The 24,046-nt window shown below is 60.5% G+C and carries 22 protein-coding genes; 9 read left to right on the forward strand and 13 right to left on the reverse strand.

The features are described 5' to 3' along the window. Positions 1–422: 422 nt before the first annotated feature. Positions 423–2,648 carry a polyphosphate kinase 1 gene (gene ppk1, locus ACIOMO_RS19290; protein WP_053124923.1) on the reverse strand — a complete coding sequence of 742 codons (2,226 nt, stop codon included), beginning with the start codon at positions 2,646–2,648 and terminating at the stop codon, positions 423–425. A gap of 18 nt (positions 2,649–2,666) precedes the next feature. Next, positions 2,667–3,680 (reverse strand): porphobilinogen synthase, encoded by a 1,014-nt coding sequence (gene hemB / locus ACIOMO_RS19295; protein ID WP_212545139.1) that lies wholly within the window; start codon positions 3,678–3,680, stop codon positions 2,667–2,669. 207 nt (positions 3,681–3,887) lie between these two features. Here hemB and ACIOMO_RS19300 point away from each other — a divergent pair, with 207 nt between their 5' ends. Next, complete coding sequence (locus ACIOMO_RS19300; protein ID WP_401242911.1) at positions 3,888–4,556, forward strand: DedA family protein; 669 nt, start codon at positions 3,888–3,890, stop codon at positions 4,554–4,556. Here ACIOMO_RS19300 and ACIOMO_RS19305 read toward each other — a convergent pair. Further along, positions 4,537–5,772 (reverse strand): sterol desaturase family protein, encoded by a 1,236-nt coding sequence (locus ACIOMO_RS19305; protein ID WP_401242914.1) that lies wholly within the window; start codon positions 5,770–5,772, stop codon positions 4,537–4,539. The genes ACIOMO_RS19300 and ACIOMO_RS19305 overlap by 20 nt on opposite strands. A gap of 115 nt (positions 5,773–5,887) precedes the next feature. On the opposite strand from ACIOMO_RS19305, the gene elbB reads away from it, so the two are divergent. Then, on the forward strand, positions 5,888–6,556 hold the full coding sequence (gene elbB / locus ACIOMO_RS19310; RefSeq protein WP_401242916.1) for an isoprenoid biosynthesis glyoxalase ElbB: 669 nt from the start codon (positions 5,888–5,890) through the stop codon (positions 6,554–6,556). A 117-nt stretch (positions 6,557–6,673) separates the two neighbouring features. On the opposite strand, the gene ACIOMO_RS19315 is transcribed toward elbB, so the two are convergent. Together ACIOMO_RS19315 and ACIOMO_RS19320 are read right to left on the reverse strand one after the other, a co-directional pair. Further along, positions 6,674–7,129 carry a YaiI/YqxD family protein gene (locus ACIOMO_RS19315; RefSeq protein WP_127930187.1) on the reverse strand — a complete coding sequence of 152 codons (456 nt, stop codon included), beginning with the start codon at positions 7,127–7,129 and terminating at the stop codon, positions 6,674–6,676. Between the two features lie 109 nt (positions 7,130–7,238). Then, positions 7,239–9,137 (reverse strand): FTR1 family protein, encoded by a 1,899-nt coding sequence (locus ACIOMO_RS19320; RefSeq protein WP_401242920.1) that lies wholly within the window; start codon positions 9,135–9,137, stop codon positions 7,239–7,241. 178 nt (positions 9,138–9,315) lie between these two features. Here ACIOMO_RS19320 and ACIOMO_RS19325 point away from each other — a divergent pair, with 178 nt between their 5' ends. The 5 genes from ACIOMO_RS19325 (at position 9,316) to ACIOMO_RS19345 (ending at position 14,073) form a co-directional block, all read left to right on the forward strand. Then, complete coding sequence (locus ACIOMO_RS19325; RefSeq protein ID WP_401242923.1) at positions 9,316–10,719, forward strand: COG3014 family protein; 1,404 nt, start codon at positions 9,316–9,318, stop codon at positions 10,717–10,719. A 195-nt stretch (positions 10,720–10,914) separates the two neighbouring features. After that, positions 10,915–12,309, forward strand: a complete 1,395-nt coding sequence (locus ACIOMO_RS19330) for a COG3014 family protein (protein WP_159814374.1) — start codon at positions 10,915–10,917, stop codon at positions 12,307–12,309. Positions 12,310–12,324: 15 nt separating this feature from the next. Continuing rightward, positions 12,325–12,699 (forward strand): YcfL family protein, encoded by a 375-nt coding sequence (locus ACIOMO_RS19335; RefSeq protein ID WP_007911131.1) that lies wholly within the window; start codon positions 12,325–12,327, stop codon positions 12,697–12,699. Positions 12,700–12,735: 36 nt separating this feature from the next. After that, positions 12,736–13,323 carry a penicillin-binding protein activator LpoB gene (gene lpoB, locus ACIOMO_RS19340; RefSeq protein ID WP_016772610.1) on the forward strand — a complete coding sequence of 196 codons (588 nt, stop codon included), beginning with the start codon at positions 12,736–12,738 and terminating at the stop codon, positions 13,321–13,323. Between the two features lie 3 nt (positions 13,324–13,326). Next, a complete protein-coding gene (locus tag ACIOMO_RS19345) occupies positions 13,327–14,073 on the forward strand; it encodes a penicillin-binding protein activator LpoB (protein WP_400651508.1) in 747 nt (248 codons plus the stop codon). A 198-nt stretch (positions 14,074–14,271) separates the two neighbouring features. Here ACIOMO_RS19345 and rhtB read toward each other — a convergent pair whose 3' ends face one another. From rhtB to ACIOMO_RS19360, 3 genes are all read right to left on the reverse strand, one after another. Next, positions 14,272–14,904 (reverse strand): homoserine/homoserine lactone efflux protein, encoded by a 633-nt coding sequence (rhtB, locus tag ACIOMO_RS19350; RefSeq protein ID WP_053124937.1) that lies wholly within the window; start codon positions 14,902–14,904, stop codon positions 14,272–14,274. A 166-nt stretch (positions 14,905–15,070) separates the two neighbouring features. After that, entirely contained in the window at positions 15,071–15,652 is a 582-nt protein-coding gene (locus tag ACIOMO_RS19355; protein ID WP_016985893.1) for a mechanosensitive ion channel family protein, read from the reverse strand. Next, entirely contained in the window at positions 15,652–17,562 is a 1,911-nt protein-coding gene (locus ACIOMO_RS19360) for an ATP-binding cassette domain-containing protein (protein WP_053124941.1), read from the reverse strand. Before ACIOMO_RS19360 ends, ACIOMO_RS19355 begins: the two co-directional genes overlap by 1 nt. 50 nt (positions 17,563–17,612) lie before the next feature. On the opposite strand from ACIOMO_RS19360, the gene ACIOMO_RS19365 reads away from it, so the two are divergent. Beyond that, the gene (locus tag ACIOMO_RS19365; RefSeq protein WP_401242928.1) at positions 17,613–18,074 is read left to right on the forward strand and encodes a TIGR02444 family protein; all 462 of its coding nucleotides are present in this window, start codon (positions 17,613–17,615) and stop codon (positions 18,072–18,074) included. On the opposite strand, the gene ACIOMO_RS19370 is transcribed toward ACIOMO_RS19365, so the two are convergent. Beyond that, positions 18,071–19,327: an AlgP family protein gene (locus tag ACIOMO_RS19370; protein ID WP_401242931.1), complete on the reverse strand. Its 1,257-nt coding sequence runs from the start codon at positions 19,325–19,327 to the stop codon at positions 18,071–18,073. The two genes, ACIOMO_RS19365 and ACIOMO_RS19370, sit on opposite strands and share 4 nt — an antisense overlap. A gap of 193 nt (positions 19,328–19,520) precedes the next feature. Between ACIOMO_RS19370 and ACIOMO_RS19375 the strand changes: the two genes are divergently transcribed. Beyond that, a complete protein-coding gene (locus ACIOMO_RS19375) occupies positions 19,521–20,186 on the forward strand; it encodes an FKBP-type peptidyl-prolyl cis-trans isomerase (protein WP_159814381.1) in 666 nt (221 codons plus the stop codon). Positions 20,187–20,245: 59 nt separating this feature from the next. On the opposite strand, the gene ACIOMO_RS19380 is transcribed toward ACIOMO_RS19375, so the two are convergent. From ACIOMO_RS19380 to ACIOMO_RS19395, 4 genes are all read right to left on the reverse strand, one after another. Then, the gene (locus ACIOMO_RS19380; protein ID WP_053124949.1) at positions 20,246–20,704 is read right to left on the reverse strand and encodes an Rsd/AlgQ family anti-sigma factor; all 459 of its coding nucleotides are present in this window, start codon (positions 20,702–20,704) and stop codon (positions 20,246–20,248) included. Between the two features lie 184 nt (positions 20,705–20,888). Then, complete coding sequence (locus ACIOMO_RS19385) at positions 20,889–21,440, reverse strand: disulfide bond formation protein B (protein ID WP_401242936.1); 552 nt, start codon at positions 21,438–21,440, stop codon at positions 20,889–20,891. Between the two features lie 219 nt (positions 21,441–21,659). Then, on the reverse strand, positions 21,660–22,898 hold the full coding sequence (locus tag ACIOMO_RS19390) for a heme biosynthesis protein HemY (protein ID WP_401242939.1): 1,239 nt from the start codon (positions 22,896–22,898) through the stop codon (positions 21,660–21,662). Continuing rightward, on the reverse strand, positions 22,895–24,037 hold the full coding sequence (locus ACIOMO_RS19395; protein WP_053124956.1) for a uroporphyrinogen-III C-methyltransferase: 1,143 nt from the start codon (positions 24,035–24,037) through the stop codon (positions 22,895–22,897). Before ACIOMO_RS19395 ends, ACIOMO_RS19390 begins: the two co-directional genes overlap by 4 nt. Positions 24,038–24,046 lie beyond the last annotated feature (9 nt).

Raw genomic sequence — 24,046 nt, forward strand, 5'->3', positions numbered from 1 at the left:
TACAGGTGTGTGGATGACAGGTATGAAAAAGGCGATCCGCGGGGATCGCCTTTTTTATTGGGTTTGGTTTGAGATGAGGGGCTCTTGCCTTTGGCCTTAGCTGCTCACCGGCAAAATCGGGCTACCCAACCGCTCCAGCAACGTCGCCTGCGCACTCCTCGGGTTCTGATTACCCGCCCGCGCAAGAGTGGGCATCGTCCTCACTGTCCACTGACACACCGCAAATCTCCGTGTAGGAGCTGCCGAAGGCTGCGATCTTTTGATCTGTTTTTTTACGATCAACGTCAAAAGATCGTCCGATCGCGGCCCGAGCCTTCGGCAGCTCCTACAGGTGTGTGGATGACAGGTATGAAAAAGGCGATCCGCGGGGATCGCCTTTTTTATTGGGTTTGGTTTGAGATGAGGGGCTCTTGCCTTTGGCCCTAGCTGCTCACCGGCAAAATCGGGCTACCCAACCGCTCCAGCAACGTCGCCTGCGCACTCCTCGGGTTCTGATTACCCGTCGGCGTGTTGCGGATGTAACGGCCATCCGACTGCAAACTCCAGCTATGAGTGTTGTCAGTCAAATACAGCTCCAGCTCTTTCTTCACGCGGGTCAGCAGCTTTTTGCCTTCCACCGGGAAGCAAGTCTCGACGCGTTTGTCGAGGTTGCGTTCCATCCAGTCGGCGCTGGAGAGGAACATTTGTTCGTCGCCGCCGTTGAGGAAGTAGAACACCCGCGTGTGCTCCAGGAAGCGACCGATGATCGAGCGCACATGAATGTTGTGCGAAACCCCGGCAATCCCCGGACGCAGGCAGCACATGCCGCGCACCACCAGATCGATGCGCACACCGGACTGGCTGGCCTTGTACAGCGCGCGGATGATCTTCGGATCGGTCAGCGAGTTGAACTTGGCGATGATGTGCGCCGGTTTGCCTTCGACGGCGAACTGGGTCTCGCGGGCAATCATGTCGAGCATGCCCTTCTTCAGCGTGAACGGCGCATGCAGCAGCTTCTTCATGCGCAGGGTTTTACCCATGCCGATCAACTGGCTGAACAGTTTGCCAACGTCTTCGCACAAGGCGTCGTCGGAAGTCAGCAGGCTGTAGTCGGTGTACAGCTTGGCGTTGCCGGCGTGGTAGTTGCCGGTGCCGAGGTGCGCGTAACGCACAATTTCGCCGGCCTCGCGACGCAGGATCAGCATCATCTTGGCGTGGGTCTTGAAACCGACCACGCCGTAGATCACTACTGCACCGGCCGCTTGCAGACGGCTGGCCAGTTGCAGGTTGGACTCTTCGTCGAAGCGCGCACGCAACTCGATGACCGCCGTGACTTCCTTGCCGTTACGCGCGGCATCGACCAGCGCATCGACGATCTCGGAGTTGGCGCCGGAGCGGTACAGGGTCTGACGCACCGCGAGTACGTGCGGGTCTTTCGCGGCCTGGCGCAGCAGGTCGACTACCGGGGTGAACGACTCGAACGGGTGCAGTAGCAGGATGTCCTGCTTGCTGACCACGCTGAAAATGTTTTCGCTGTTCTGCAGCAGTTTCGGGATCTGCGGGGTGAACGGCGTGTATTGCAGCTCTGGATGACTGTCCAGACCGGTGATGCTGAACAGCCGCGTCAGGTTGACCGGGCCATTGACCTGATACAGCTCGCTCTCGCTCAGGTTGAACTGCTTGAGCAGGTAATCCGAGAGGTGTTTCGGGCAGGTGTCAGCGACTTCCAGACGCACCGCATCGCCGTAACGACGCGAGAACAACTCGCCACGCAGCGCGCGGGCCAGGTCTTCGACGTCTTCGGAGTCGAGCGCCAGGTCAGCGTTTCGGGTCAGACGGAACTGGTAGCAGCCCTTAACCTTCATGCCTTGGAACAGGTCATCGGCGTGGGCGTGGATCATCGACGACAGGAACACATAGTTGTCGCCGGGGCCGCCGACTTCTTCCGGCACCTTGATGATCCGTGGCAACAGACGCGGTGCCGGGATGATCGCCAGACCGGAGTCGCGACCGAAGGCGTCGATGCCTTCGAGCTCGACGATGAAGTTCAGGCTCTTGTTCACCAGCAACGGGAACGGGTGCGTCGGGTCGAGGCCGATCGGGGTGATGATCGGCGCGATCTCGTCGCGGAAATAGCGGCGTACCCAGGTCTTGAGCTTGACCGTCCAGTTGCGGCGACGGATGAAGCGCACCTGATGCTTTTCCAGCTCCGGCAACAGGATGTCGTTGAGGATCGCGTACTGACGGTCAACATGACCGTGCACCAACTCGCTGATGCGGGCCAGTGCTTGATGCGGTTGCAGGCCATCGGCGCCGGCCTGCTCACGGGCAAAGGTGATTTGCTTCTTCAGGCCGGCGACACGGATTTCAAAGAATTCGTCGAGGTTGCTGGAGAAGATCAGCAGGAACTTCAAACGCTCCAGCAGCGGATAGGACTCGTCCAGCGCCTGTTCCAGCACGCGGATATTGAACTGCAGTTGCGAGAGCTCGCGGTGGATGTACAGGCTGCTGTCATCCAGACCCGGAATGGTGATCGCCGGCACCGCCACAGCGGTTTCGGCCACCGGCGCGGGTGGCGCTGGCTCCAGTTCCGGCGGGGTCTCGGTGATTTGCTCCACCACCGGCTGAGCTTCTTTTACTGCAACTTCAGTGAGTCCTTCGGTATTCATCGAATGTTCCTGGGAGGGCTATTTCTGCTCTCGTAACAATTGAGCGGCACGGACAGCAAAGTAAGTCAGGATGCCATCTGCACCGGCACGTTTAAAGGAGGTCAGTGATTCGAGGATCACTGCTTCACTCAACCAGCCATTCTGGATCGCCGCCATGTGCATGGCGTATTCGCCACTAACCTGATAGACGAAGGTCGGCACTTTGAAGGCATCTTTTACCCGGAAAAGAATGTCCAGATACGGCATGCCCGGTTTGACCATGACCATGTCCGCGCCTTCAGACAAGTCCGCACCGACTTCGTGCAGCGCTTCGTCGCTGTTGGCCGGATCCATCTGATAAGAGGCTTTGTTGGCTTTGCCGAGGTTCGACGCCGAACCCACGGCATCGCGGAACGGGCCGTAGTAGGCGCTGGCGTACTTGGCCGAGTAGGCCATGATCCGCACATTGACGTGGCCGGCGATTTCCAGCGCTTCGCGAATCGCCTGAATGCGACCGTCCATCATGTCCGACGGCGCCACCACCTGTGCGCCAGCTTCAGCATGGGACAACGCCTGACGCACCAGTGCGTCGACGGTGATGTCGTTCTGCACGTAGCCTTCTTCGTCGAGAATGCCGTCCTGACCGTGGGTGGTGAACGGGTCGAGCGCAACGTCGGTGATCACGCCGAGTTCCGGAAAGCGCTCACGCAAGGCGCGAGTGGCGCGCTGGGCGATGCCTTCAGGGTTCCACGCTTCAGCGGCGTCGAGGGATTTCAATTCAGGAGGCGTGACCGGAAACAGCGCCAGCGCCGGAATCCCCAGTTCGACCCACTTGGCGGCTTCTTCCAGCAGCAGGTCGATGGTCAGGCGCTCTACGCCGGGCATTGAGGCCACGGCTTCGCGACGGTTCTCACCGTCGAGCACGAACACCGGCAGGATCAGATCATCAACCGTCAGCACATTTTCCCGTACCAGCCGACGCGAAAAATCATCGCGGCGGTTGCGGCGCAGGCGCGTGGCAGGGAACAGACGGTTGGCAGGGGTAAAGCTCACGGCGGACTCCTGAGCCCGCGCAAACGGGCGAGCGTGACAGTTATAGACGGCCATTATGACGAACAGATTACAGTTGTGTGAGGCCTGTGGCACGGTGACGGATTCCATTCTTATTGTAGGAATTGTTCACGTCGAGACACATTTGGACACTTTCATGAATGTGTCCGAAGGGTTAGGCTGCGCGTTCATTTCGCCAGCACCCAGACAATGCTCCAACAATTTCTGCATGACTTCGGCTACTTTGCCTTGTTTCTTGGCACGTTCTTCGAAGGCGAAACCATCCTGGTGCTCGCGGGCTTCCTCGCGTTCCGTGGATACATGGACATCAACCTGGTGGTGGTCGTGGCGTTCTTCGGCAGCTATGCCGGTGATCAGCTGTGGTACTTCATGGGGCGCAAGCACGGGCGCAAATTGCTCGCGCGCAAACCGCGCTGGCAGATGATGGGTGACCGCGCGCTGGAACACATTCGCAAGCACCCGGACATCTGGGTGCTGAGCTTCCGCTTTGTTTATGGCTTGCGCACGGTGATGCCGGTGGCAATCGGCCTGTCGGGTTATCCGCCGGGACGCTACCTGCTGCTGAACGGCATTGGCGCGGCGATCTGGGCCACGGCGCTGGCCGCTGCGGCTTACCACTTCGGCGCGGTGCTGGAAGGCATGCTCGGCAGCATCAAGAAGTATGAGCTGTGGGTGCTTGGCGCCTTGCTGGTGCTCGGTGTTGGCCTGTGGCTGCGCCGCCGCTTCAAGAATGCGCGTCTGGCGAAGAAGATTTACGAAGACGAGCAAATTGCAAAAGCTGAACAAGCTGCCAAGGCTGAGCAACTGCAGCTCGCCGAACCAGCCAAGTCCGCCGAACCTAAACCGCCAGTCGAGTAACGCGCTGACGGCAGTTATACAGCCCGATGCCGCTGAGCAGGCTGTACCCGAGCAAGCCAGCCCAGATCATCGGGCTGGCCGGCCACAATCCAACCAGCGGCGCCAGCCACACCAGCGGCACATTCAACCCCAGCCGCAACAGCTCGACCTTCAGCGCCCACGGGCGATTCTCCAGGCTCACGCCCAACGCAAACACCCCGAACGCCACCGCGCCCCAGCCGAGTAACAACGCGGCGGTCGGCAGACTGCGCTCCAGATTCATCAGATAACTACCCAGCGCGATGTACACGCAAAACTGCAGCGCCACGTAGCATTGCTGGCGACGCTCAAGCGGCACCTCGAATTTGCGAAACTGCGCCAGATCCGGCTTGCTCATCGGGTATTTCGCCGCGACGTCCGCCGGGCGCCAGCCGGTGCGCATAAACCAGATGCGCAGCTTGTCCCACTTGCTCTCGGCGCGACGCGCGTCGTCCCACAATTGCGCATAAAACTGCAGGTTGGCCCACAACGGATTCCAGCTCGCCAGCGGCGTGGTCACGCCGAAAATCACCGGCTCGTTGTCGTCCTCTTCCTGAAACGTGCCGAACAGACGATCCCAAAGAATGAACACTCCGCCGTAGTTGCGATCCATGTAGAGAGCGTTCTGTGCATGGTGGGCCCGATGATTGGATGGCGTGACGAAGAACCACTCGAACCAGCCGAGCTTGGGAATGTGTTGGGTGTGGACCCAGAATTGATAGAGCAGGTTCAGCGCCGCGACGCTGACGAACACCAGCAATGGCACGCCGAGCACCGCCATCGGCAAGTAGAAAATCCAGCCGAGCAGAAACCCGGTGCTGGTCTGGCGCAGCGCGGTGGAGAAGTTGTATTCCTCGCTCTGGTGATGCACCGAATGCGCGGCCCAGAGGATGTTGCGTTCGTGGCCCATGCGGTGCAGCCAGTAATAGCAAAAGTCGTAGAGGACGAAGGCCAGCATCCAGACCCAAACGCTGTTCGCTGGCAGTTTGAACAGCGCCAGATGTTCGAGGGCGAAGGCGTAGGTCAGCAGCCCGACACCTTTGGTCAGCAGCCCGGTGGTGGTCGACAACACGCCGGTGCTGATGCTGTTCACCGCATCGGCGAGGCGATAATTGCTCACCCCGCGCCAGCGGTCGACGATCAGTTCGAGCGCAATCAACACGAGGAAAAACGGCACCGCATACAGAATCAAGTCCATGACGCGCCCTGCTCGCAATCGTATGAACAGATCCTAGGTGTAGCCGCCCGTTTACCCTATGGCAACGCGCGACAATTTAGTGGACATTTAGCGCCATGAATCTGGAGAGAAACCCATGAGCAAAAAAGTTGCAGTGATCCTGTCCGGCAGTGGCGTGTACGACGGCGCCGAGATCCATGAAAGCGTCATCACCCTGCTGCGTCTTGATCAACGCGGCGCGCAGGTACAGTGCTTCGCCCCGAACATCGCGCAATTGCATGTGATCAACCACCTGACCGGCGAAGAAATGCCCGAGACCCGCAACGTGCTGGTCGAGTCGGCACGGATTGCCCGAGGCAACATCAAGGACATCCGCGAGGCTGACGTCGATGACTTCGATGCGCTGATCGTGCCCGGCGGTTTTGGTGCGGCAAAGAACCTTTCCAACTTTGCTGTCGAAGGCGCCGGCTGCAGCGTACAGCCTGAAGTGCTGGCGCTGGCCGAAGCGTTTGCCGAAGCGGGTAAACCGGTGGGTTTGATGTGCATTTCGCCGGCACTCGCGGCGAAGATCTACGGCCCGGGCGTGACCTGCACCATCGGCAATGATACCGACACCGCCACGGCGATGAACAAGATGGGCGCGACGCATAAAGATTGCGCCGTGACCGAGATCATCGAGGACAAGGCGCGCAAACTGGTGACGACCCCGGCTTATATGCTGGCGCAGAACATCAGCGAAGCGGCTTCGGGGATCAACAAACTGGTCGACCGCGTGCTCGAACTGACCCACGAAAACGACGCCTGACACGGTCTATTGTAGGAGTGAGCCTGCTCGCGATGGCGGTGTGCCAGGCAACATATCTGTTGAATGATCGACCGCTATCGCGAGCAGGCTCACTCCTACAAGGGATTTGTGTTGGGCTCAGGGTTTACGGGTCAGTCGGGTGAGAATCCGGTCCAGCGCATTGGCAAACGCCTGCTTCTCGCGATCGCCAAACGGTGCCGGGCCGCCGCTCATCTGGCCTTGCTCGCGCAGATCGGTGAACAGGTTGCGCACCGCCAATCGCTCGCCCATGTTCTGGGCATCGAATTCCTTGCCGCGCGGATCCAGCGCCGCCACGCCCTTCTTCACCAGCCGATCGGCCAGCGGGATATCGCTGCAAATCACCAGCTCCCCCGGCACCGCGTGCTCGACCAGATAATCATCCGCCGCATCCGGCCCGCTCGGCACCACGATCAGTTTGACGATGGCCAGCCCCGGCTTGATCTGCGGCTGCCCGGCCACCAGCACCACCTCGTACTGGCGCTTGAGCGCAAACTTCACCACCAGATCCTTCGCCGCCCGTGGGCAAGCGTCGGCATCGATCCATACACGCATTTTGTTTACCTCATAAAGCAAAAGATCGCAGCCTGCGGCAGCTCCTACAGGTATACACGAACCTATGTAGGAGCTGCCGAAGGCTGCGATCTTTTAAGGGATCACCCAATCAAGCAGCCGAAATCCGCTTCTTCTCAGCCACCCAACTACGCCCATACAACACAACAATCGCCAGAATCGCCACCGCTTGCGCCGTCAACGAATACGCATCGGCATGAATCCCCAGCCAGTCAAACTCAAAGAACGCCACCGGCCGCGTGCCGAAGATCCCGGCTTCCTGCAACGCCTTCACGCCATGCCCGGCAAACACCACCGACAGCGCGCAGAGCAGCGCCGCGTTGATGCTGAAGAACAACGTCAGCGGCAGTTTCGCCGAACCGCGCAGGATCACCCACGCCAGACCGACCAGCAGCACCAGGGCCGTCGCACCACCGGCGAGTACCGCGTCATGCCCGGCCGGGCCGGCCTGCAACCACAGGGTTTCGTAAAACAGGATCACTTCGAACAACTCGCGATACACCGAGAAGAACGCAAGGATCGCAAAACCAAACCGCCCGCCACCGCCGACCAGACTGCTCTTGATGTAATCCTGCCAGGCTGCGGCGTGGCGACGATCGTGCATCCACACGCCCAGCCACAGCACCATGACGCTGGCGAACAGCGCCGTCGCGCCCTCGAGCAATTCACGCTGCGAACCGCTGACATCGATCACGTAAGCCGCCAACGCCCAGGTGCCGAGGCCGGCCAGCAGCGCCAAGCCCCAACCGACGTTGACGCTGCGCACCGCCGATTGCTGGCCGGTGTTGCGCAGGAAGGCCAGAATCGCCGCGAGTACCAGAATCGCTTCCAGGCCTTCGCGCAGCAGAATCAGCAAACCGGAGATGTAGCTCAGCGACCAGCTCAAACCATCGCTGCCGAGCAACCCGGCAGACTCTTTCAACTTGGCCTTGGCCGCGTCCAGACGCTGCTCGGCCTGTGCGACCGGCAAACCGTCCTGCAACGACTGACGGTAAGCCATCAGCGATTTTTCAGTGTCCTTGCGTACGTTGGCGTCGACGTTATCCAGCGAACTCTCAACCAGCTCGAAACCTTCCAGATACGCCGCCACCGACAGGTCGTAAGCCTGATCGTGTTCACCGGCGCGGTACGCCGCCAGGCTCTTGTCCAGCGTCGCTGCGGTGTAGTCGAGCAACTGCGCCGGGCCGCGTTTAACCTGCGGCGGTTGCGCTCGCTGCGCACGGAAAGTCGCCGCCGCTTGCGGGCCTTCAGCGCCCTGCACTTCGGCCGGGGTCTGGCGCGCCAGATCGGCGATGTTGTAGGTTTTCTCGGATTGAGCGGCCGCTGCATCGGCGCTGAAGCCGGCAATGTAGGTGGCCAGATCCCAGCGCTGGCGATCATCGAGCTGATCGGCGAACGCTGGCATGTCGGTGCCTTCGACGCCCTGGCCGAGGGTGCTGTAAATCGCGTACAGACTCAGGTGATCCATCCGCGCCGCCTCACGCAGATTGGCCGGCGCCGGCGACATGCCGACACCCGCCGGGCCATCGCCGAGGCCGGTATCGCCGTGGCACACCGAGCAGTTCTGCGCATACAACGGCGCGCCACGGGTCGGATCCGGGGTGATGATCGGCGCCTGACTGACTTCATACGCCACGGCCAGTTTCGCGCCCAGTTGCCGCGCCTGACGGGCCACTTCCGCGCCGTCCTGCTTCGCGGTGATGGCCGCACGCAACGCGGCGACGCCCTGCTCCAACGCAGCCTTTTCAGGCTTGGCCGGCATGTCGGCGATCAAGCCTTGCAGCGCTTGGGTGAATTCCAGTTGCTCGCGGTATTCGGCGTCATCGACAACTGTGCCCGCCTCGACCGTCGGCGGGTAATCCGCGCTGATGTAATCGAGCAGGTGCAGCGCTTGCGGCGCGCCTTCCACGGTATCGGCCAGCAGATTGACGCTGCTCAGGGCAAACAAAGGGAACAGCAGCCAGGCCAGAAATCGGGACGAGGCAGTCATGAAGGAGTCTCAAGGGGAAATACGGAGTTACATATTGTTCACTCCGGCGCCATTTCCCTCAAGCTTTGTCGGTGTTTGATATGTTTCAGCGCTGAATTCGATGACCACCTCGGGGCGCCAACCGTCCCTATAATGCGTCACCTCCCAGCCTTTGCCGTTCAAGGAAGAACCCGCCTCCATGCGCCATTGCCTGCCGTTCTTCCTGCTGTTCAGCGCCATCGTGCAACTGAGCGGGTGCGCCGCTTACCGCAATTACGATGAGGAAATGCAGCAAACCATCGATCAGATGGCCAAGGGTGATCTCAACGAAGCGCTGTACGTGCTGAAGGTCAACAATCCGTGGGAAGACAAGGATCTGCTGTATTACCTGGAGCGAGGCGCGATTCTCAGCGCTGGCACCGCCCTGCCAAAAAGTCAGGAAGCCTGGCGCACCGCTGAGCAGATGATTATCCAGCGTGAAGACGCCGTGCCCTCCGCGCCCATGAAACTGCTGACCCGTTTCGGCAATGAGATGGGCACGATGCTGGTCAATGACAAGCTTCTGCGCTACGAAGGCTACGACTACGAAAAGGTCATGCTGACCACCGAGATGGCCCTCAATCAATTGGCAGACAACGATTTCGACGGGGCCCGCGCCGACATCAAGAAAACCCACGAACGCGAAACCCTGATTGCCCGCCAGCGCGAACGGCAATACGAAGAGGCTGAAGAGCAAGCCAAGCAGCAAGGGATCAAGCTGCATTACAAAGACCTGCAAGGCTACCCGGTCGCCGTCCTCGACGCCCCACAGGTCATCGAGCTGAAGAACGGTTACCAAAGTGCGTTCAGCCATTATCTGGCCGGTTTCACCTATGAAGCCTTGGGCGAACGCACGCTCGCGGCGCCGGGTTATCGTCAGGCGATCGAGTTGCGGCCGGACGTGCCCTTCCTCGAAAGCGCGTTGCGCAATCTCGACAAGCCCGGGCCGGACGATGATGAAAGCGAAGTTCTGATCGTGGTGCAGAGCGGTTTCGCCCCGGCGCGCAGCTCGGTGCAAGTGCCGATTCCGGTGCGCCTCAACGAAAACCTGACGATTGTTGCGCCGATCTCATTTCCGGTGATGCTCCCCGACACCCTCACACCGCCGCTGACGCACATCGTCGTCGACGGTAAACAGCAGAAACTGACGATGATCAACAGCGTCACCGACATGGCCATGCGTACCTTGCGCGATGACATGCCGCAGATCATTTCGCGGGCGATGTTCCGCGCCAACATGGCCGCCATCGGCCAGGCAGAAAAGAACGAGCGCGATCCTTCCAAGGCTTCGCTGGTAGTCACCGATCCCGACCCTTTCGAAGAGGCTGACACGCGCACCTGGCGCACCCTGCCGGACAAAACCCTGGTCGCCCGGCTGCGCCTGAAAAAAGGCCTGCACCGCGTGCGTTTTCCCTACGAAGGTGCAGAGGGCGGCCTGACCGTGCGCGTCGACCAAAGCCACCAGCTATTGAGCCTGCGGGTCTTTTTGTATCAGGGCTTTTTCATCGGTTCGTCGTGGCTGTTCCCCGAAACACCGGCAGCGGCCGTAATGGCACCTAACTAACCAGTGCAATTAAAAAGCTATTACATCGCCATCATCCCGCGCTTATAATGCCGCGCCTTCGCTATGGCGAAACGGCATTAAAGCTCCTCTGGTTATGAGGAATTGGCAGGAGGCCAACGCCACTGTCGATCGGTCCTATCAGCCCGACCAGCAAACGCGGCTGCATTTATCTGCACTCAGGGAAGACGTCACCCCATGGCATTCCGCGCCCCCACTCTGATCGCGCTCAGCGCCGTCACTCTGCTGTCCGGCTGTTCGGCCTTTCGCAATTACGATTCGGAACTGGCCCAGACCAATCAGCAACTGGCCTCCGGCAACGTCGACGCGGCGCTGACCCTGCTGGAAAAGAACAACTCCAGCGCGGACAAAGACCTGCTCTATTACTTCGAGAAAGGTGAGTTGTTGCGCGCCAAGGGCGACCTGTCCGGCAGCCAGAACGCCTGGACCAGCGCCGACGTGGTGGTCGGTCAGTGGGAAGATTCGGTCAAGCTCGACACCGGCAAGTACCTGGCCCAGTTCGGCAGCTTCATCGTCAACGACAAGGTGCGTCGCTACGAAGGCTACGACTACGAAAAAGTCATGCTGACCACGCAGATGGCCCTGAACCTGTTGGCGGTCAACGATTTCGACGGCGCCCGCACCGCAATCAAAAAGACTCACGAACGTGAAGCGGTGATCGCCGACCTGCGCGACAAGGAATACCTCAAGAGCGAAGAAGAGGCCGAGAAAGAAGGCGTCAAGACGCAGTACAAAGACCTGCAGGGTTACCCGGTCGCCAGCCTCGACGCGCCGGAAGTGGTCGGCCTGAAGAACAGCTACCAGAGTGCGTTCAGCCATTACCTGGCCGGCTACGTTTACGAAGCGCTGGGCGAAAAAGACCTCGCCGCGCCGGGCTACCGCAAAGCCGCCGAACTGCGCCCGAACACGCCATTGCTGGAGCAAGCGCTGATCGACCTCGACAAGCCGTCGAAGTCCGACGACAGCGACATCCTGATCGTGGTGCAAAGCGGTCTGGCCCCGGCGCGTGATTCGATCCGCATTCCGCTGCCATTGCCGATTGCCAACAACGTGGTGATCACCCCGCTGTCGTTCCCGATCATCAAAGCGGACACCTCCACTGCGACTTTTGCGCAGATCGGCGTCGACGGTCAGCAAGTCAATCTGACCGCACTCAACAGCACCACCGCCATGTCTCGCCGCGCGCTGCGTGATGACATGCCGGGCATCATCGTACGCACCACCGTGCGCGCGATCACCAAAGGTGTGGCGCAGAAGAAACTCAACGAAACCAGCCCGCTGGCCGGTCTCGCCGTGGGTATTTCTTCAGCTGTGCTCGAAGGTGCCGATACCCGTACGTGGCGCACCCTGCCGGACAACACCCAGGTGGTGCGTCTGCGCTTGAAGAAAGGTGAGCATCAGGTCACCCTGCCGAGCGCCGTCGGCGGCTCGGTGGTCAAAGTCACCATCGATCAGCGTTATCAAGTGATCAGCCTGCGCGCCGTCGGCAACCAGGTGTTCGCCGGCGGTATCGCCGCCCACGTGATGCCGAGCGCCAGCGCGACCAACGTCGCCAGCCTCAAACAACCTTAAGAACGGAGTCTTTGCATGCGCTTCAAACTCATCGCCGTCGCCGCCCTCGCCTTGCTGGCGAGCGGCTGCGCCACCCCGCCACCACCTGAGCCGGGCAGCGCCGCGAGCAAAGTCGTGGCCATGGGCCCGCAGAAACACATCGTCGTCGGCGCCATGCGCGTCGCCCGCGAAAACGGCTTCATGACGGTCAATGTGCAGTTGAGCAACACCCTCAACAGCAACAAGATTTTCTACTACCGCTTCGCCTGGCTCGGTGCGGAAGGTTTCCCGATCGCCGAAGAAGAAGTCTGGAAAAGCCAAATGATGTACGGCGCCCAGACCAGCTTCATTCAGGGCATCGCCCCGACCCCGAAAGCCGTGGACTTCCGTCTGGAAATCAAGACGCCGTAAGCCCGCCACCCTATTCCTGATTTAGAGAGCATTCCCATGTTTGCACGCTTTTCCTGCATCGCCGTCATCGCCCTGCTCGCCTCCGGTTGCGCCAACACTTCGCCGACCCTGGGCAGCAAGAACATTAGCTACGGCGACACCAAAGCGGTTGAAACCGTGACCAACGAATTCGGTTCGACCGACCTGCAAATGATCGCCGAATCGATGACCCGCTCGCTGGCTCAGTCCGGCATCCTGCAGGGCCGTCCGGTGGTTCAGGTCTACGACGTGAAGAACAAGACCAGCGAGTACATCGACACCCGCGAAATCACCACCAGCATCAAGACTCAGCTGATGAAGACCGGCGTAGCCCGCTTCGCCAGCGACAACAATGCGATGCAGAGCCAGGTTGACCAGCTCAAGCTGCAAAACCAGAGCGGTCTGTACAAGAAGAGCACCGTGGCCAAGACTGGCAACATGGTTGCCGCCAAGTACCGCATCGAAGGCTCGATCAGCTCGATCGTCAAGCGCAGCAGCGACTACAAGGACGTCTTCTACAAATTCAGCCTGCAATTGATCGACGTTGAAAGCGGTCTGGCCGAGTGGATGGACGAAAAAGAGATTCGCAAAACCACGGAGCGTTAATTGATGCGCGCATGGATTGGCATGATGGCCCTGGCTTGCGCGTTCAGCGTGCAAGCGGCCCCGAAAGTTGCGGTAACGGATCTGGCGTATCAGGAGCGTGTGGAGCAATACATCCACATCGTTTCGGCGCAGAGCAGCCATCGCGAGGGTTACTACAGCGCGAGCGGTTCTTCGAGCTACAACGAGATCGAAGCGAGCACCAGCTACATCGAACAAGGCGAGCTGCGTAAATTCACCGGTGACATCAAGGGTGAAATTCTGCGTACCGGCATGTTCCAGCTGGTGCAGGGCACGCCGTACACCGCGTCGTCCAAGGGTGACGTCTACGACGTGATCAAGCGGATCAAGGCCGGCAACTTCAAGGGCGCCGACTACGTGCTGTTCGGTACCGTGTCGGACATCGACTTCACCCAGGACATCAACGAACTGGCGAACACCGACAGCTATTCGGCGGTGCTGGGCCTGACGCTGGTGGCGGATTTCAGCCTGATCAATACCAAGACCTTCGAGATCACTTCGGCCTTCACAGCGATGGGCGAAGCGCAGGACACCAAACTGGTGAACCACCGCGACATCAAGATCTCGCTGAACCGCCCACGGGTGGTGCGTGATGTGTCGAAAGCGCTGGGCGAGGACGTGGCCGGGCAACTGAGCATGCAGCTCGGTGGTGGCGACGGTTATGAACAGCCGCGTGAGGCGCCGCAGCGCAACAATTTGCCGCGTGATACTGCGCCGGTGATATTGCGCTGATTGCAGGCCTGCACAAATGTGCTGTGAACTTTGTGCTGGGGACTTTTCTGCTGAGGACTCTTGTGCTGTGGACTTTGTGGTGAGGGGATTTATCCCCGATGGCTCGCGAAGCGGGCCCCCTCTTGATCTTAAAAGAAGGGGCCGCTGCGCAGCCCATCGGGGATAAATCCCCTCACCACAGTTGTGTATCTGTGAGGTTCAGGCGGCTGCTTTGCGCAGCGTCGCCATAAACGCCGCCGCGCCGATGAACAGCCCGGCAAACGTGCGGTTCATGCGTTTCTGCTGCTGCGGTGTGCGCAACAGGCGCAGCACCTTCGACGCCAGACCGGTGTAACCCGCCATCACGATCAGGTCGACACAGACCATCGTCACGCCAATCACCACGTATTGAATCAGCAGCGGCGCATGCGGATTGATGAACTGCGGCAGCACCGCGAGCATGAACACCAGGGCCTTGGGGTTGCTGATGTTCACCAGAAAGCCTCGGAACACCAATGCCAGCGGCTTGCCGATCGGACGCACCGCTGCGTCATCGCTCATGTCCATGGGCTGCGCGCGCCATTGCTTGATCGCCAGATACACGAGGTAAGCGACACCAAACCATTTGATCGCGTGGAAGGCTGTGGCCGAAGCAGTCAGGATCGCGCCAACACCGGCGCCGACAATCGCGATCTGCACGGCCAGACCGATTTGCAAGCCGAGCGCGTTCCAGTAACCACGCCAGAAACCGTATTGCAGACCGCTGGACATCGACGCAATGGCGCCAGCCCCCGGGGACAGACTGATCACCCAGCAGGCGGCAAAAAACGCCAGCCATGTTTGAAGCTCCATCGCACACCTCGACTCATGCCGTAACAAGTTGTCAAAGCTAATGCTGTTTGGGGCTAAAAGCAAAAGATCGCAGCCTTCGGCAGCTCCTACATGAGAATGCGATCCCTGTAGGAGCTGCCGAAGGCTCGGGCCGCGATCGGACGATCTTTTGATCTTGCTTGAAACCCTACTTCTCAAACCCACTGGAAGGAAACACATCCGTCCCGCGCCATCGCCGCACCGAGCGCTGGAAGAACAAACTGTTCGGCACCTGCACCATCGCGCTGCCAGTCCCCAACTCTTCCGCCTCGATCAGCGTGGTGTAGAGCAGATTGATCGCCACCACCCGGCCCTTCACCCCAGGCTTGTCCGTGGTGTCGACCAGTTCAACGATATCGCCCAGCCGAAACGGCCCGACCGTGAAGATCAGAATCGCGCAAAGCAGATTCGACAGCACACTCCACATCGCGAAGAACGCCACCGCCGCTACCGCGACGAAACCCGACAGCGCCGTCCACAACACCGTGGCCGAGACGCCAAGGCGCTCCAAGACGAAGATCAGCGCGCTGCCCATGATCAGCCAGCGCAATACGCCGCGCAGCGGCATCAGCAACTGCGGCGGGAACGGATAGCGCTCGCCCAGTCGGGTCAGGCCTTTGGCAACGAAGCGCTGGGTGAGGTAGCCGGCGAGCAGGATCAGCAGAATCTGCACGGTAAACCAGATCGGCTCGACCCACACCGCCGGCAGCGGCAGCTTGAACGCTTCCATCAGGACAGCGCCTCCAGCTCCGCCTGCATGCTTTCCAGCACCTCGAGGGCTTCCATCCACGCCTCTTCCAGCTCGCCTTCGCGAACCTTCAGTTTGGCCTGTTCGGCGAGCAGATCACGCAATTCGTTCTTGCGCGCCGGCTCGTAAATGTCGCTGTCGCCGAGGCTGGCGTCGACCTTGGCGAGCTTCTCGTGGAGCTTGCCCAGTTCAGCTTCAAGCTTGTCAGCTTCACGCTTGTGCGGTGCCAGTTGCTGACGCAGAGCAGCGGCAGCCTGACGCTGAGCCTTCTTGTCGGTCTTGTCCGGGTTGACCGGAGTGTTGCTGACCGGCGCGTTGCGCTGACGGTATTCCACCAGCCAGCGCGCATAGTCTTCGAGGTCGCCATCGAATTCTTCGACCTTGCCGTCCGCGACCAGGTAGAAATTATCGGTGGTGCTCTTGAGCAAGTGCCGGTCGTGAGACACCACCAACACCGCGCCGCTGAATTCCTGCAGCGCCATGGTCAACGCCAGGCGCATTTCCAGGTCAAGGTGGTTGGTCGGTTCGTCGAGCAGCAGCAGGTTCGGGCGTTCCCAGGCGATCAACGCCAAAGCCAGACGCGCCTTTTCGCCACCGGAGAAATTCAGCACCGGCTCATCGATGCGCGCGCCACGGAAGTCGAAACCGCCGAGGAAGTCGCGCAGGGTCTGCTCGCGTTCGCTCGGCGCCAGACGCTGCATGTGCAGCAACGGACTGGCCTTGGAATCCAGCGAGTCGAGCTGATGCTGGGCGAAGTAGCCGACCACGGTGTTTTCACCACGGGTCAGACGCCCGGCGATCGGCGATAGCTCACCGGCGAGGTTCTTGATCAGCGTCGATTTACCCGCGCCGTTTGGCCCGAGCAGGCCGATCCGCGCACCCGGGGTCAGTTGCAGCTTGACCTTCTCGAGGATGGTTTTGTCGCCGTAACCGAGGCTGGCATCGGACAGGTCGATCAGCGGGCTGGAGATCTTCGTCGACTCGCGGAAGACGAAGTCGAACGGCGAATCGACGTGGGCCGCCGACAGCTCTTCCATGCGCTCCAGGGCCTTGATCCGGCTTTGCGCCTGACGGGCCTTGGTGGCTTGCGCCTTGAAGCGGGCGATGTAGCTTTCCATGTGCGCACGCTGCGCCTGCTGCTTCTCGTAGGCCTGTTGTTGCTGGGCCAGACGCTCGGCACGGGCGCGCTCGAAGGCGCTGTAGCCACCGCGGTACAAGGTGATCTTGCGCTGATCGACATGCGCGACGTGATCGACGACTTCGTCGAGGAAATCACGGTCGTGGGAAATCAGCAGCAAAGTGCCCGGATAGTTTTTCAGCCACTCCTCGAGCCAGATGATGGCGTCGAGATCCAAGTGGTTGGTCGGTTCGTCGAGCAGCAACAAATCCGACGGGCACATCAACGCTTGCGCCAGGTTCAGACGCATCCGCCAGCCGCCGGAGAAATCCCCGACCTGACGATCCATCTGCTCGTTGGTGAAACCGAGACCGGCGAGCAACTTGCGCGCCCGCGCATCGGCGGTGTAACCGTCGGCGCTGTCGAGTTCCGAGTGCAGGCGGGCCTGAGCGGCACCGTCATGCGCGGCTTCGGCGGCGGCGAGGTCACGTTGCACCTCGCGTAGACGTAGGTCGCCATCGAGCACATAGTCGACGGCAAGGCGCTCGAGCGTCTCGATTTCCTGGCGCATGTGGGCGATGCGCCAGTCAGCCGGCAAGAAGCAATCACCCGAATCGGGGTGCAGTTCGCCCCGAATCAAGGCGAACAGGCTCGATTTGCCGGCGCCGTTGGCACCGATGAGGCCGGCTTTGTGGCCGGCGTGCAGGGTCAGCTCGGCGTCTTCTAGCAGACGTTGCGGGCCACGCTGTAAAGTCAGGTTCTGAAGTCGGATCATAATGGCGGCGGAGTCTACCAGCTTCGCTCACAACTGGCGCGAGTAGCACGATGTCCTCTGACCTGTGGAGCTTTTCCCTTGCCACCTACGCCCGTCCGGGCGTGGAAGACGCCTGCCTGCAACTGCAAACGGCGGGCGCGAACGTGTGCCTGCTGTTGTGCGGTTTATGGCTGGAGCAACGCGGGGTGACCTGCGATGAACAACGCGTCAGCGAACTTCAGGCGCTCACCGAGCCTTGGGATATCGAAGTGGTGCAACCGCTGCGGACACTGCGTATGCAATGGAAAGCACGGGCGGTGGATGACGCGGTGTTGAAAGGCATGCGCGAGCAGATCAAATCACTTGAGCTGGAAGCTGAGCGAGCGTTGCTGTCACGGCTTGAAGGTGTGGCGCAGGAATGGACGCGAAACGATGCAGGTTCGATGACCTGGCTTGAAGGCTTGGCCGGCACGGCGGCCAACCCGAACCGCGACGCGCTGCAAGTGCTGCGCGTCGCGGCGACCGGCGTTTAGGAAGCGCTGGTTGGGTTGTTGCTGGTGCTCGACACAGCGGCTGGCGATGGCGCAGTCGATGGCGTCGAGGTCGTAGCGGCTGGAGCGGGTGCCGCTGGCGCAGCCGACGCTGTCGGTGCGGCAGGTTTGGCGGCAGGCGCGGTAGCCGGTTTGGCGGCAGCTGGTTTGGCAGCGGCTGGCTTTTTAACGGCTGGTTTTGCGGCAGGTTTCGCAGCTGGCTTGGCGGCTGGTTTTGCAGCAGCAGGCTTGGCAGCAGCAGTCGCTGGTTTGGCAGCAGCGGCCGGTTTAGCGGCTGGCTTGGCTGCCGGTTTGGCGGCGGCTTTCACGGCTGGTTTTGCAGCCGGTTTTGCAGCAGCTTTGGCTGGCGCTTTTGCCGCAGGCTTGGCTGCTGCTGGTTTAGCGGCAGTCTTGGCAGCGGGTTTTGCAGCGGCAGTTTTAGCAGCTGGTTTTGCCGCAGCTTTGGCAGCAGGTTTGGCGGCCGGTTTAGCAGCGGCGGTTTTCGCTGGAGCAGCTTTGCCAGCGGCTGGCTTCGCAGCTGGTTTAGCAGCCGCGGCACGGGTAGCCGGCTTGGCAGCGGCAGTCCGCGCAGCAGGTTTTGCCGCTGTGGTTTTAGCCGCTGGTTTTGCAGCGCTCGCCGCAGCAGGTTTTTTCGCAGCAGGTTTTGCAGCCGCTTTGGTAGCTGGTTTTGCAGCTGGTTTTGCAGCGGCTTTCACCGGTGCTTTTGCAGCAGGCTTGGCAGCGGATTTAGCAGCCGCTTTTGCAGCAGGCTTGGCCGCTGCAGTTTTCGCTGGAGCTTTGGCTGCAGCAGGTTTTGCAGCAGCTTTCTTCGCCGGTGCCGCCGCTGGTTTGGCCGAGCGAGTCGACAATACCTTGCCCACTGCTTCTTGAACGCGGCCAACACCTTGGGCCAGTTTCAGGCTTTCCTGGGCATCGCGCTTGAGTTGCAGAATGTAGCTGCGGGTGTCGGACTGACGATCCTTCAGCGCATCGAGCAGGTCTTCCAGTTCTTTCACTGCGCCTTTGGCTTTGGTCTGTGCCTTGGCTTTACCGGCAGTGGCTGCGTCCTGCAATTTGGTGCGGGATTTGTGCAGTTTTTCTTGCGCCTTGCCGCGTTGCTTTTCCAGCTTGGCGAGCAGTTTCTCAGCATCAGCCAAGGCTTGCGAGCAAGCGTTTTCCAAATGCTCGAGCAGGCTGCCCGAGAGTTGTTGGAGTAAGTGCAACGGAGTGTTTACAGGCTTCTTGGTGGCCGACATGGTTTACCTCCTGGCTGACGTGAGTGCGGCTCATACTAGACCTCTGCTGACACCGCCGCTAGGTCATGTTGACAGTATCGAAACAGTTGCGTTGCAACGAAGTGAAAATGTTCTGCACAAAGGCAAAAGCAGTTCACCGTTGCAGACGTTTGCGCTGGCATAATCCAGCGCAATTCAGGACGGAGCAGTGACCATGTCGCGCTACTTTTTTTTATCCCTCTGCGTGATCTTTTCTGCAGCCCACGCTGACGAAAAATCCACTGCGAACGATGCTCACGATCTGGCCTACAGCCTCGGCGCCAGCCTGGGTGAACGGCTGCGTCAGGAAGTCCCGCAGCTACAGATTCAGGCATTGGTCGAGGGCTTGCAGCAGGCGTATCAAGGCAAGCCGCTGGCGCTGAGTGAAGCGCGTATCGAACAGGTTCTGGCCGATCACGAAGCGCAAAATGCCGAGCACTCGACACAGCCTTCGAGCGATGCCGCGATGGAAAACGAACAGCGTTTTCTCACCGCTGAAAAAGCCAAACCGGGCGTGAAGGAATTGGCCGATGGCATCCTGCTGACCGAGCTCGCGCCAGGCACCGGCACCAAGGCCGGCCCGGATGGAAAAGTGCAGGTGTTGTATGTCGGTCGCTTGCCGGACGGCACCGTGTTCGATCAGAACACTCAGCCGCAATGGTTCAACCTCGACAGCGTGATCGCCGGTTGGCGCAGCGCTTTGCAAAACATGCCGGTGGGCGCGAAATGGCGTTTGGTGATTCCATCGGATCAGGCCTATGGCGCTGATGGTGCCGGTGACTTGATCGCACCGTTTACACCGCTGGTATTCGAAGTGGAGTTGCGCGGCGCGAGCAGTTGAGCAGGCAATAAAAAACGGTGCGCTTTGGGCGCACCGTTTTTTTTGATCAGAGAAAAGAATCAGGCCTGAACCGGATCTTCTTCCTTGTGTGCTGTGTGCAGCACTTCGATCAGGCAGTCTTCGAGTTCGAAGCGCTCGTGCAGCAAACCACCGAGCTCCTTGAATTTCTCGGCAACGCATTTGCCTTCATCGCAAAGGTCATTGAACGCGAGCAGCTTCTCGGTGATGACGTCGATGCGCGGGTAGATTGTCTCGGCGAGCTCCAGACCGCGTTTGTCGTTGAACGCCTTGGCTTCGCCAGTCAGCTGTTCGTAGATTTCGAAGTGCCCGGCCGACACGTAATCGACCAGCACGCCGCAGAATTCCTGCAAAGGCTTGCGGCTCTCGGACAGCGACTCAGGCTGTGCACCGAGATTGTCGTAGGCACCGATCAGATCTTCACGCTCTTGCAACCAGCGGTCGATCAGCAGATGAACTCCACCCCAACGTTCCTGAGCATTCTGACAACTTTCGAGCATGGCGATCTCTCTTCCCTTGTGGGTCATGCTGCTCTACACCCGCGCCTCTCTTCTGGTTTATCGCTTGGAGGGCGGCCGGGCAGAGCGTCATCGAGCAACATAATTCCAATGACACGTGCGGGCCAGATTATGCCCGCGCGCCTATGGCATCAAGGTACGCAGGAGATAAAGTTCATACAAGTGTTTAATCCCTGACCAGCCCTTGGTGCGACGCTTCGCCGCTGAGCGGTCGTTGCAGAGCGTTGCAGACCAGCCGCAGCAGTTGATAAAACGCCAGAATCGACACCCCGACAAAGAACAGCAAACTCCATTCCGGGATGCTCAAATCAAACAGCGTCCAGGAAATTTCGGCGCAATCGGCGCTGCCGTTAAACATCCGCAGCGTCGCACACAGCCACGGCAAACGGCTGAAAAGGGTCTCGGGATCGGGCGAGCATTCCACCAGTTGCAACAGCGGATCACTCTGCAACAGCACCTGCCGCCAGGCCGCCGTCGTGCCCACCAGACTGGCACCCAGCGCCGCCAGCCAATAGAGCGACAGACCGACACGTTGCGGGCCATGCACCGCCGCCAAACCGCAGATGGCCGTCAGCAGCGTCAGGAACAAACGCTGCACCAGGCACAGGCTGCACGGCGCCAGCCCGATCGCGTATTCGAGGTAATAGGAAGCTCCCAGGGCAACGGCCCCCGCAGTGAAAGCCATGAAAAACAAGGAGCGTGAGCAGGCCAACGACATGGCTTTTCCGTAACAGTAGAGACAGGTAGTTACGGTAGAGGAAAGCGCGTAAGCCTTTCAAGGCAAGGGGCTGCCGACACTTCAGCAAAGGTGTAGGGAAAACCCGACAGGGCAGGAAGGAAAAGAAGAAGGCGCTCGTAGGACTTTGCCTCTGGCGCCCATTTGCGGGGAATTATTCGGTCGGGAAACCTACACGAGGGAGCGAACTCCCTCGTCGATTCAGACGCGTGCCGGCACCGGCAATGGCGCCGCGAGCAGGCGTTCATCGAGCAGGCCAAGGCCTTCCTGGAACAGCTGATTACTGCGATCGGTGTCCCCGAGCTGCGCCAGCAGACGCGCCAGCTCCGCACAGGTTTCCGGGTTGCGCTGCACGCGCAGGCTGCTTTCCAGATAGTCGCGCGCCTTGCCCCACAGACTGGTCTGCAGACACAGACGGCCGAGGGTCAGCAGCAAGCTCGGATCATTTGGATGTTCCTTGAGCCAGCCTTCAGCGGTCTGCAACTGACGAGTCGGATCGCTGCCGCGCACCAGGCCATAGAGACGCGCCAGATGACTGTCGTACTGGCGCTTGAGCGCGGTGCGCAGCACTTCTTCCGCCTCGACCTGAGCGCCCAGCTGACGCAGTTGTTCGGCGTAGGCCAGCACCAGCGGCGCTTCTTGACGCTGAGCCGAAGTGAGTTGCTGCCACGCTCGCTGGAGCGACTGCAAACCCACGGTGCCGTCTTCTTCGCGGTGTGCAGCCAGCGAGAGGTTTTCACCCCAGGCGCGACGCTCCAGTTCAGACAGTTCAGCCGGCGGCAGCACTTTGTCTTTGCGCAGCTCCGGCAGCAGGCGAATCACCGCCGACCAATCGCCGCGCTGCTGATGCAGGCGATGCAATTGGCGCAGGGTTTGCGCGTTGTGCGGATGGCGTTCGTGCATGGCTTGCAGGGTGACCAGCGCACCATCGGTATCGCCGCGATCGGTCTGCAACTGCGCATGACTCAGGGCAATCGCCAGCTCGGCTTGCGGCTGACGCTCCAGCGCACGCTCCAGCAGACGATCACATTCTTCGTAATTGCCTTGCTCATTGGCCGCACGGGCGGCTCCGAGGTAGTACAGCAGTGGCTGGCGCTCAGCCTCGGCGGCGCGAGAAAGATGCCGCTGCGCACTGGCCCAACGACCTTCGGCGAGATCCAGCTGACCATGCTCGATCGCCACTTGCACACGACGGCTGCGATTGCGTCGCGACCAAGGATTGACCACACCGCTGGAGGCCATCACCAACTCAACCAAGGCCTTGATGCCCCAGATCAGCAGCCACAACACCGCGATCAGCCCGAGCGTTGCCCACAGGCTCGCTTCATAGCGGAAGCTCTTGTAGGCGATCAGCACGTAACCGGAATGCTGCGCCACCGCAAACCCAAGCGCTGCCGTCGCCGCGATCACCAGAAACACGATCACATACAGGCGTTTCATGGCGTGGCCTCCTGCGCAGGATTCGCGGCAGGTTTGGCGAACGGTTTCACCGATTCTTCAGCGTTGACGTTACGGCGTTCGAGATAGCCTTGCACTGCACTCAGGGTGCCGGTCATGTCCGGCGTGTTGACGGTGACCGGTTCTTTGCTCAGCTCGCCGACCTGTTCCAGCATGACTTTGCTTTGCGGGTTGTCCGGATTGAAATTGCCTTTGAGCACATCACGTGCTTCGGCCATGGCCTGGGTGTAAACCGGCGCCTGACCATTGAGGGCCGCCCACTGCGCCTGTTCTAGGGCCAAACTCAGGGCCAGGCGCACTTGGCTCAGACTCTGCCCGGCCAGCAGCGGCCGCACGTTTTTATCCGCATTGAAATCGATGCGGATGTAACGCGAGACCTGATCCCACCACTGCGCCCAACGACTGGCGCCGTCACCGTCAGCGGTCAGGCCCAGCAGCGATTCGCCGCGATCTTTGTACTCGGGCGCCAGCTCGGTGAGCCCGACCACCTGATCACGCAGTGCACCGATGCGCAGGAACAATCCGGTGCGATCCGGCTGCTCGGTGCTGCGCAGGGCGACGAGGGTTTTGGCCACTTGCTCGCGGGCCGCGAAGGCGCCCGGATCGTTCTGTTCGCGGAGGATTTCGTCGGCACCCTGCACCAGTGCCTGAGCGCTGCTGATGTCCTGCAACGCTGAAAGACGCAGGCTGGCCAGACGCAGCAGATGCTCGGCCTCGGCCAGACGCCAGTCCTTGCGACTTGCGCCGAGGACGGTTTCCAGACGTTGATTGAGGCGCTGTTGATCGCCCTGAAGTTGCGTCACCAGACGCTGGCGTTCGGCAAGTTCGTCGGCGCCCGGCAACTGCGCGAGGCGTTCGGTCAGGCGCTGCTCGTTGAGCTTCAGGGTCTGTGCCTGATCGTTCAGCGCTTGCACTTCACCCGACTGCGCTTGCGTGTTGGTCTGCAGGTGACGCACCTGCCAGACACCCCAGCCACCGATCGCGACGCCGGCTGCGCCGAGCAACAGGGCGACGATGGCCAGTCCATTGCCTCGGCGCGGCTCTTTGGCCGGCGGTGGAGTTTCAACCTGAGCATCGATCACAGGCTGGACATCATCTTTAGGCAAGGCTGTTTCGCTCACGTATCCATC

The organism is Pseudomonas sp. NPDC087804 (genome assembly GCF_044742965.1).
Classification (GTDB): domain Bacteria; phylum Pseudomonadota; class Gammaproteobacteria; order Pseudomonadales; family Pseudomonadaceae; genus Aquipseudomonas; species Aquipseudomonas rustica.

Bases quoted from the DNA above. Each gene is read 5' to 3' on its own strand.
- ACIOMO_RS19305 (WP_401242914.1), bottom strand. From the start codon at position 5,772: ATGGACTTGATTCTGTATGCGGTGCCGTTTTTCCTCGTGTTGATTGCG.
- ppk1 (WP_053124923.1), bottom strand. From the start codon at position 2,648: ATGAATACCGAAGGACTCACTGAAGTTGCAGTAAAAGAAGCTCAGCCG.
- ACIOMO_RS19380 (WP_053124949.1), bottom strand. From the start codon at position 20,704: ATGCTCGAAAGTTGTCAGAATGCTCAGGAACGTTGGGGTGGAGTTCAT.
- ACIOMO_RS19390 (WP_401242939.1), bottom strand. From the start codon at position 22,898: ATGAAACGCCTGTATGTGATCGTGTTTCTGGTGATCGCGGCGACGGCA.
- rhtB (WP_053124937.1), bottom strand. From the start codon at position 14,904: ATGGAGCTTCAAACATGGCTGGCGTTTTTTGCCGCCTGCTGGGTGATC.
- ACIOMO_RS19335 (WP_007911131.1), top strand. From the start codon at position 12,325: ATGCGCTTCAAACTCATCGCCGTCGCCGCCCTCGCCTTGCTGGCGAGC.
- ACIOMO_RS19370 (WP_401242931.1), bottom strand. From the start codon at position 19,327: ATGTCGGCCACCAAGAAGCCTGTAAACACTCCGTTGCACTTACTCCAA.
- elbB (WP_401242916.1), top strand. From the start codon at position 5,888: ATGAGCAAAAAAGTTGCAGTGATCCTGTCCGGCAGTGGCGTGTACGAC.
- ACIOMO_RS19345 (WP_400651508.1), top strand. From the start codon at position 13,327: ATGCGCGCATGGATTGGCATGATGGCCCTGGCTTGCGCGTTCAGCGTG.
- ACIOMO_RS19360 (WP_053124941.1), bottom strand. From the start codon at position 17,562: ATGATCCGACTTCAGAACCTGACTTTACAGCGTGGCCCGCAACGTCTG.
- ACIOMO_RS19300 (WP_401242911.1), top strand. From the start codon at position 3,888: ATGCTCCAACAATTTCTGCATGACTTCGGCTACTTTGCCTTGTTTCTT.
- ACIOMO_RS19330 (WP_159814374.1), top strand. From the start codon at position 10,915: ATGGCATTCCGCGCCCCCACTCTGATCGCGCTCAGCGCCGTCACTCTG.
- ACIOMO_RS19320 (WP_401242920.1), bottom strand. From the start codon at position 9,137: ATGACTGCCTCGTCCCGATTTCTGGCCTGGCTGCTGTTCCCTTTGTTT.
- ACIOMO_RS19365 (WP_401242928.1), top strand. From the start codon at position 17,613: ATGTCCTCTGACCTGTGGAGCTTTTCCCTTGCCACCTACGCCCGTCCG.
- ACIOMO_RS19315 (WP_127930187.1), bottom strand. From the start codon at position 7,129: ATGCGTGTATGGATCGATGCCGACGCTTGCCCACGGGCGGCGAAGGAT.
- ACIOMO_RS19375 (WP_159814381.1), top strand. From the start codon at position 19,521: ATGTCGCGCTACTTTTTTTTATCCCTCTGCGTGATCTTTTCTGCAGCC.
- ACIOMO_RS19385 (WP_401242936.1), bottom strand. From the start codon at position 21,440: ATGTCGTTGGCCTGCTCACGCTCCTTGTTTTTCATGGCTTTCACTGCG.
- ACIOMO_RS19325 (WP_401242923.1), top strand. From the start codon at position 9,316: ATGCGCCATTGCCTGCCGTTCTTCCTGCTGTTCAGCGCCATCGTGCAA.
- ACIOMO_RS19355 (WP_016985893.1), bottom strand. From the start codon at position 15,652: ATGGAAGCGTTCAAGCTGCCGCTGCCGGCGGTGTGGGTCGAGCCGATC.
- lpoB (WP_016772610.1), top strand. From the start codon at position 12,736: ATGTTTGCACGCTTTTCCTGCATCGCCGTCATCGCCCTGCTCGCCTCC.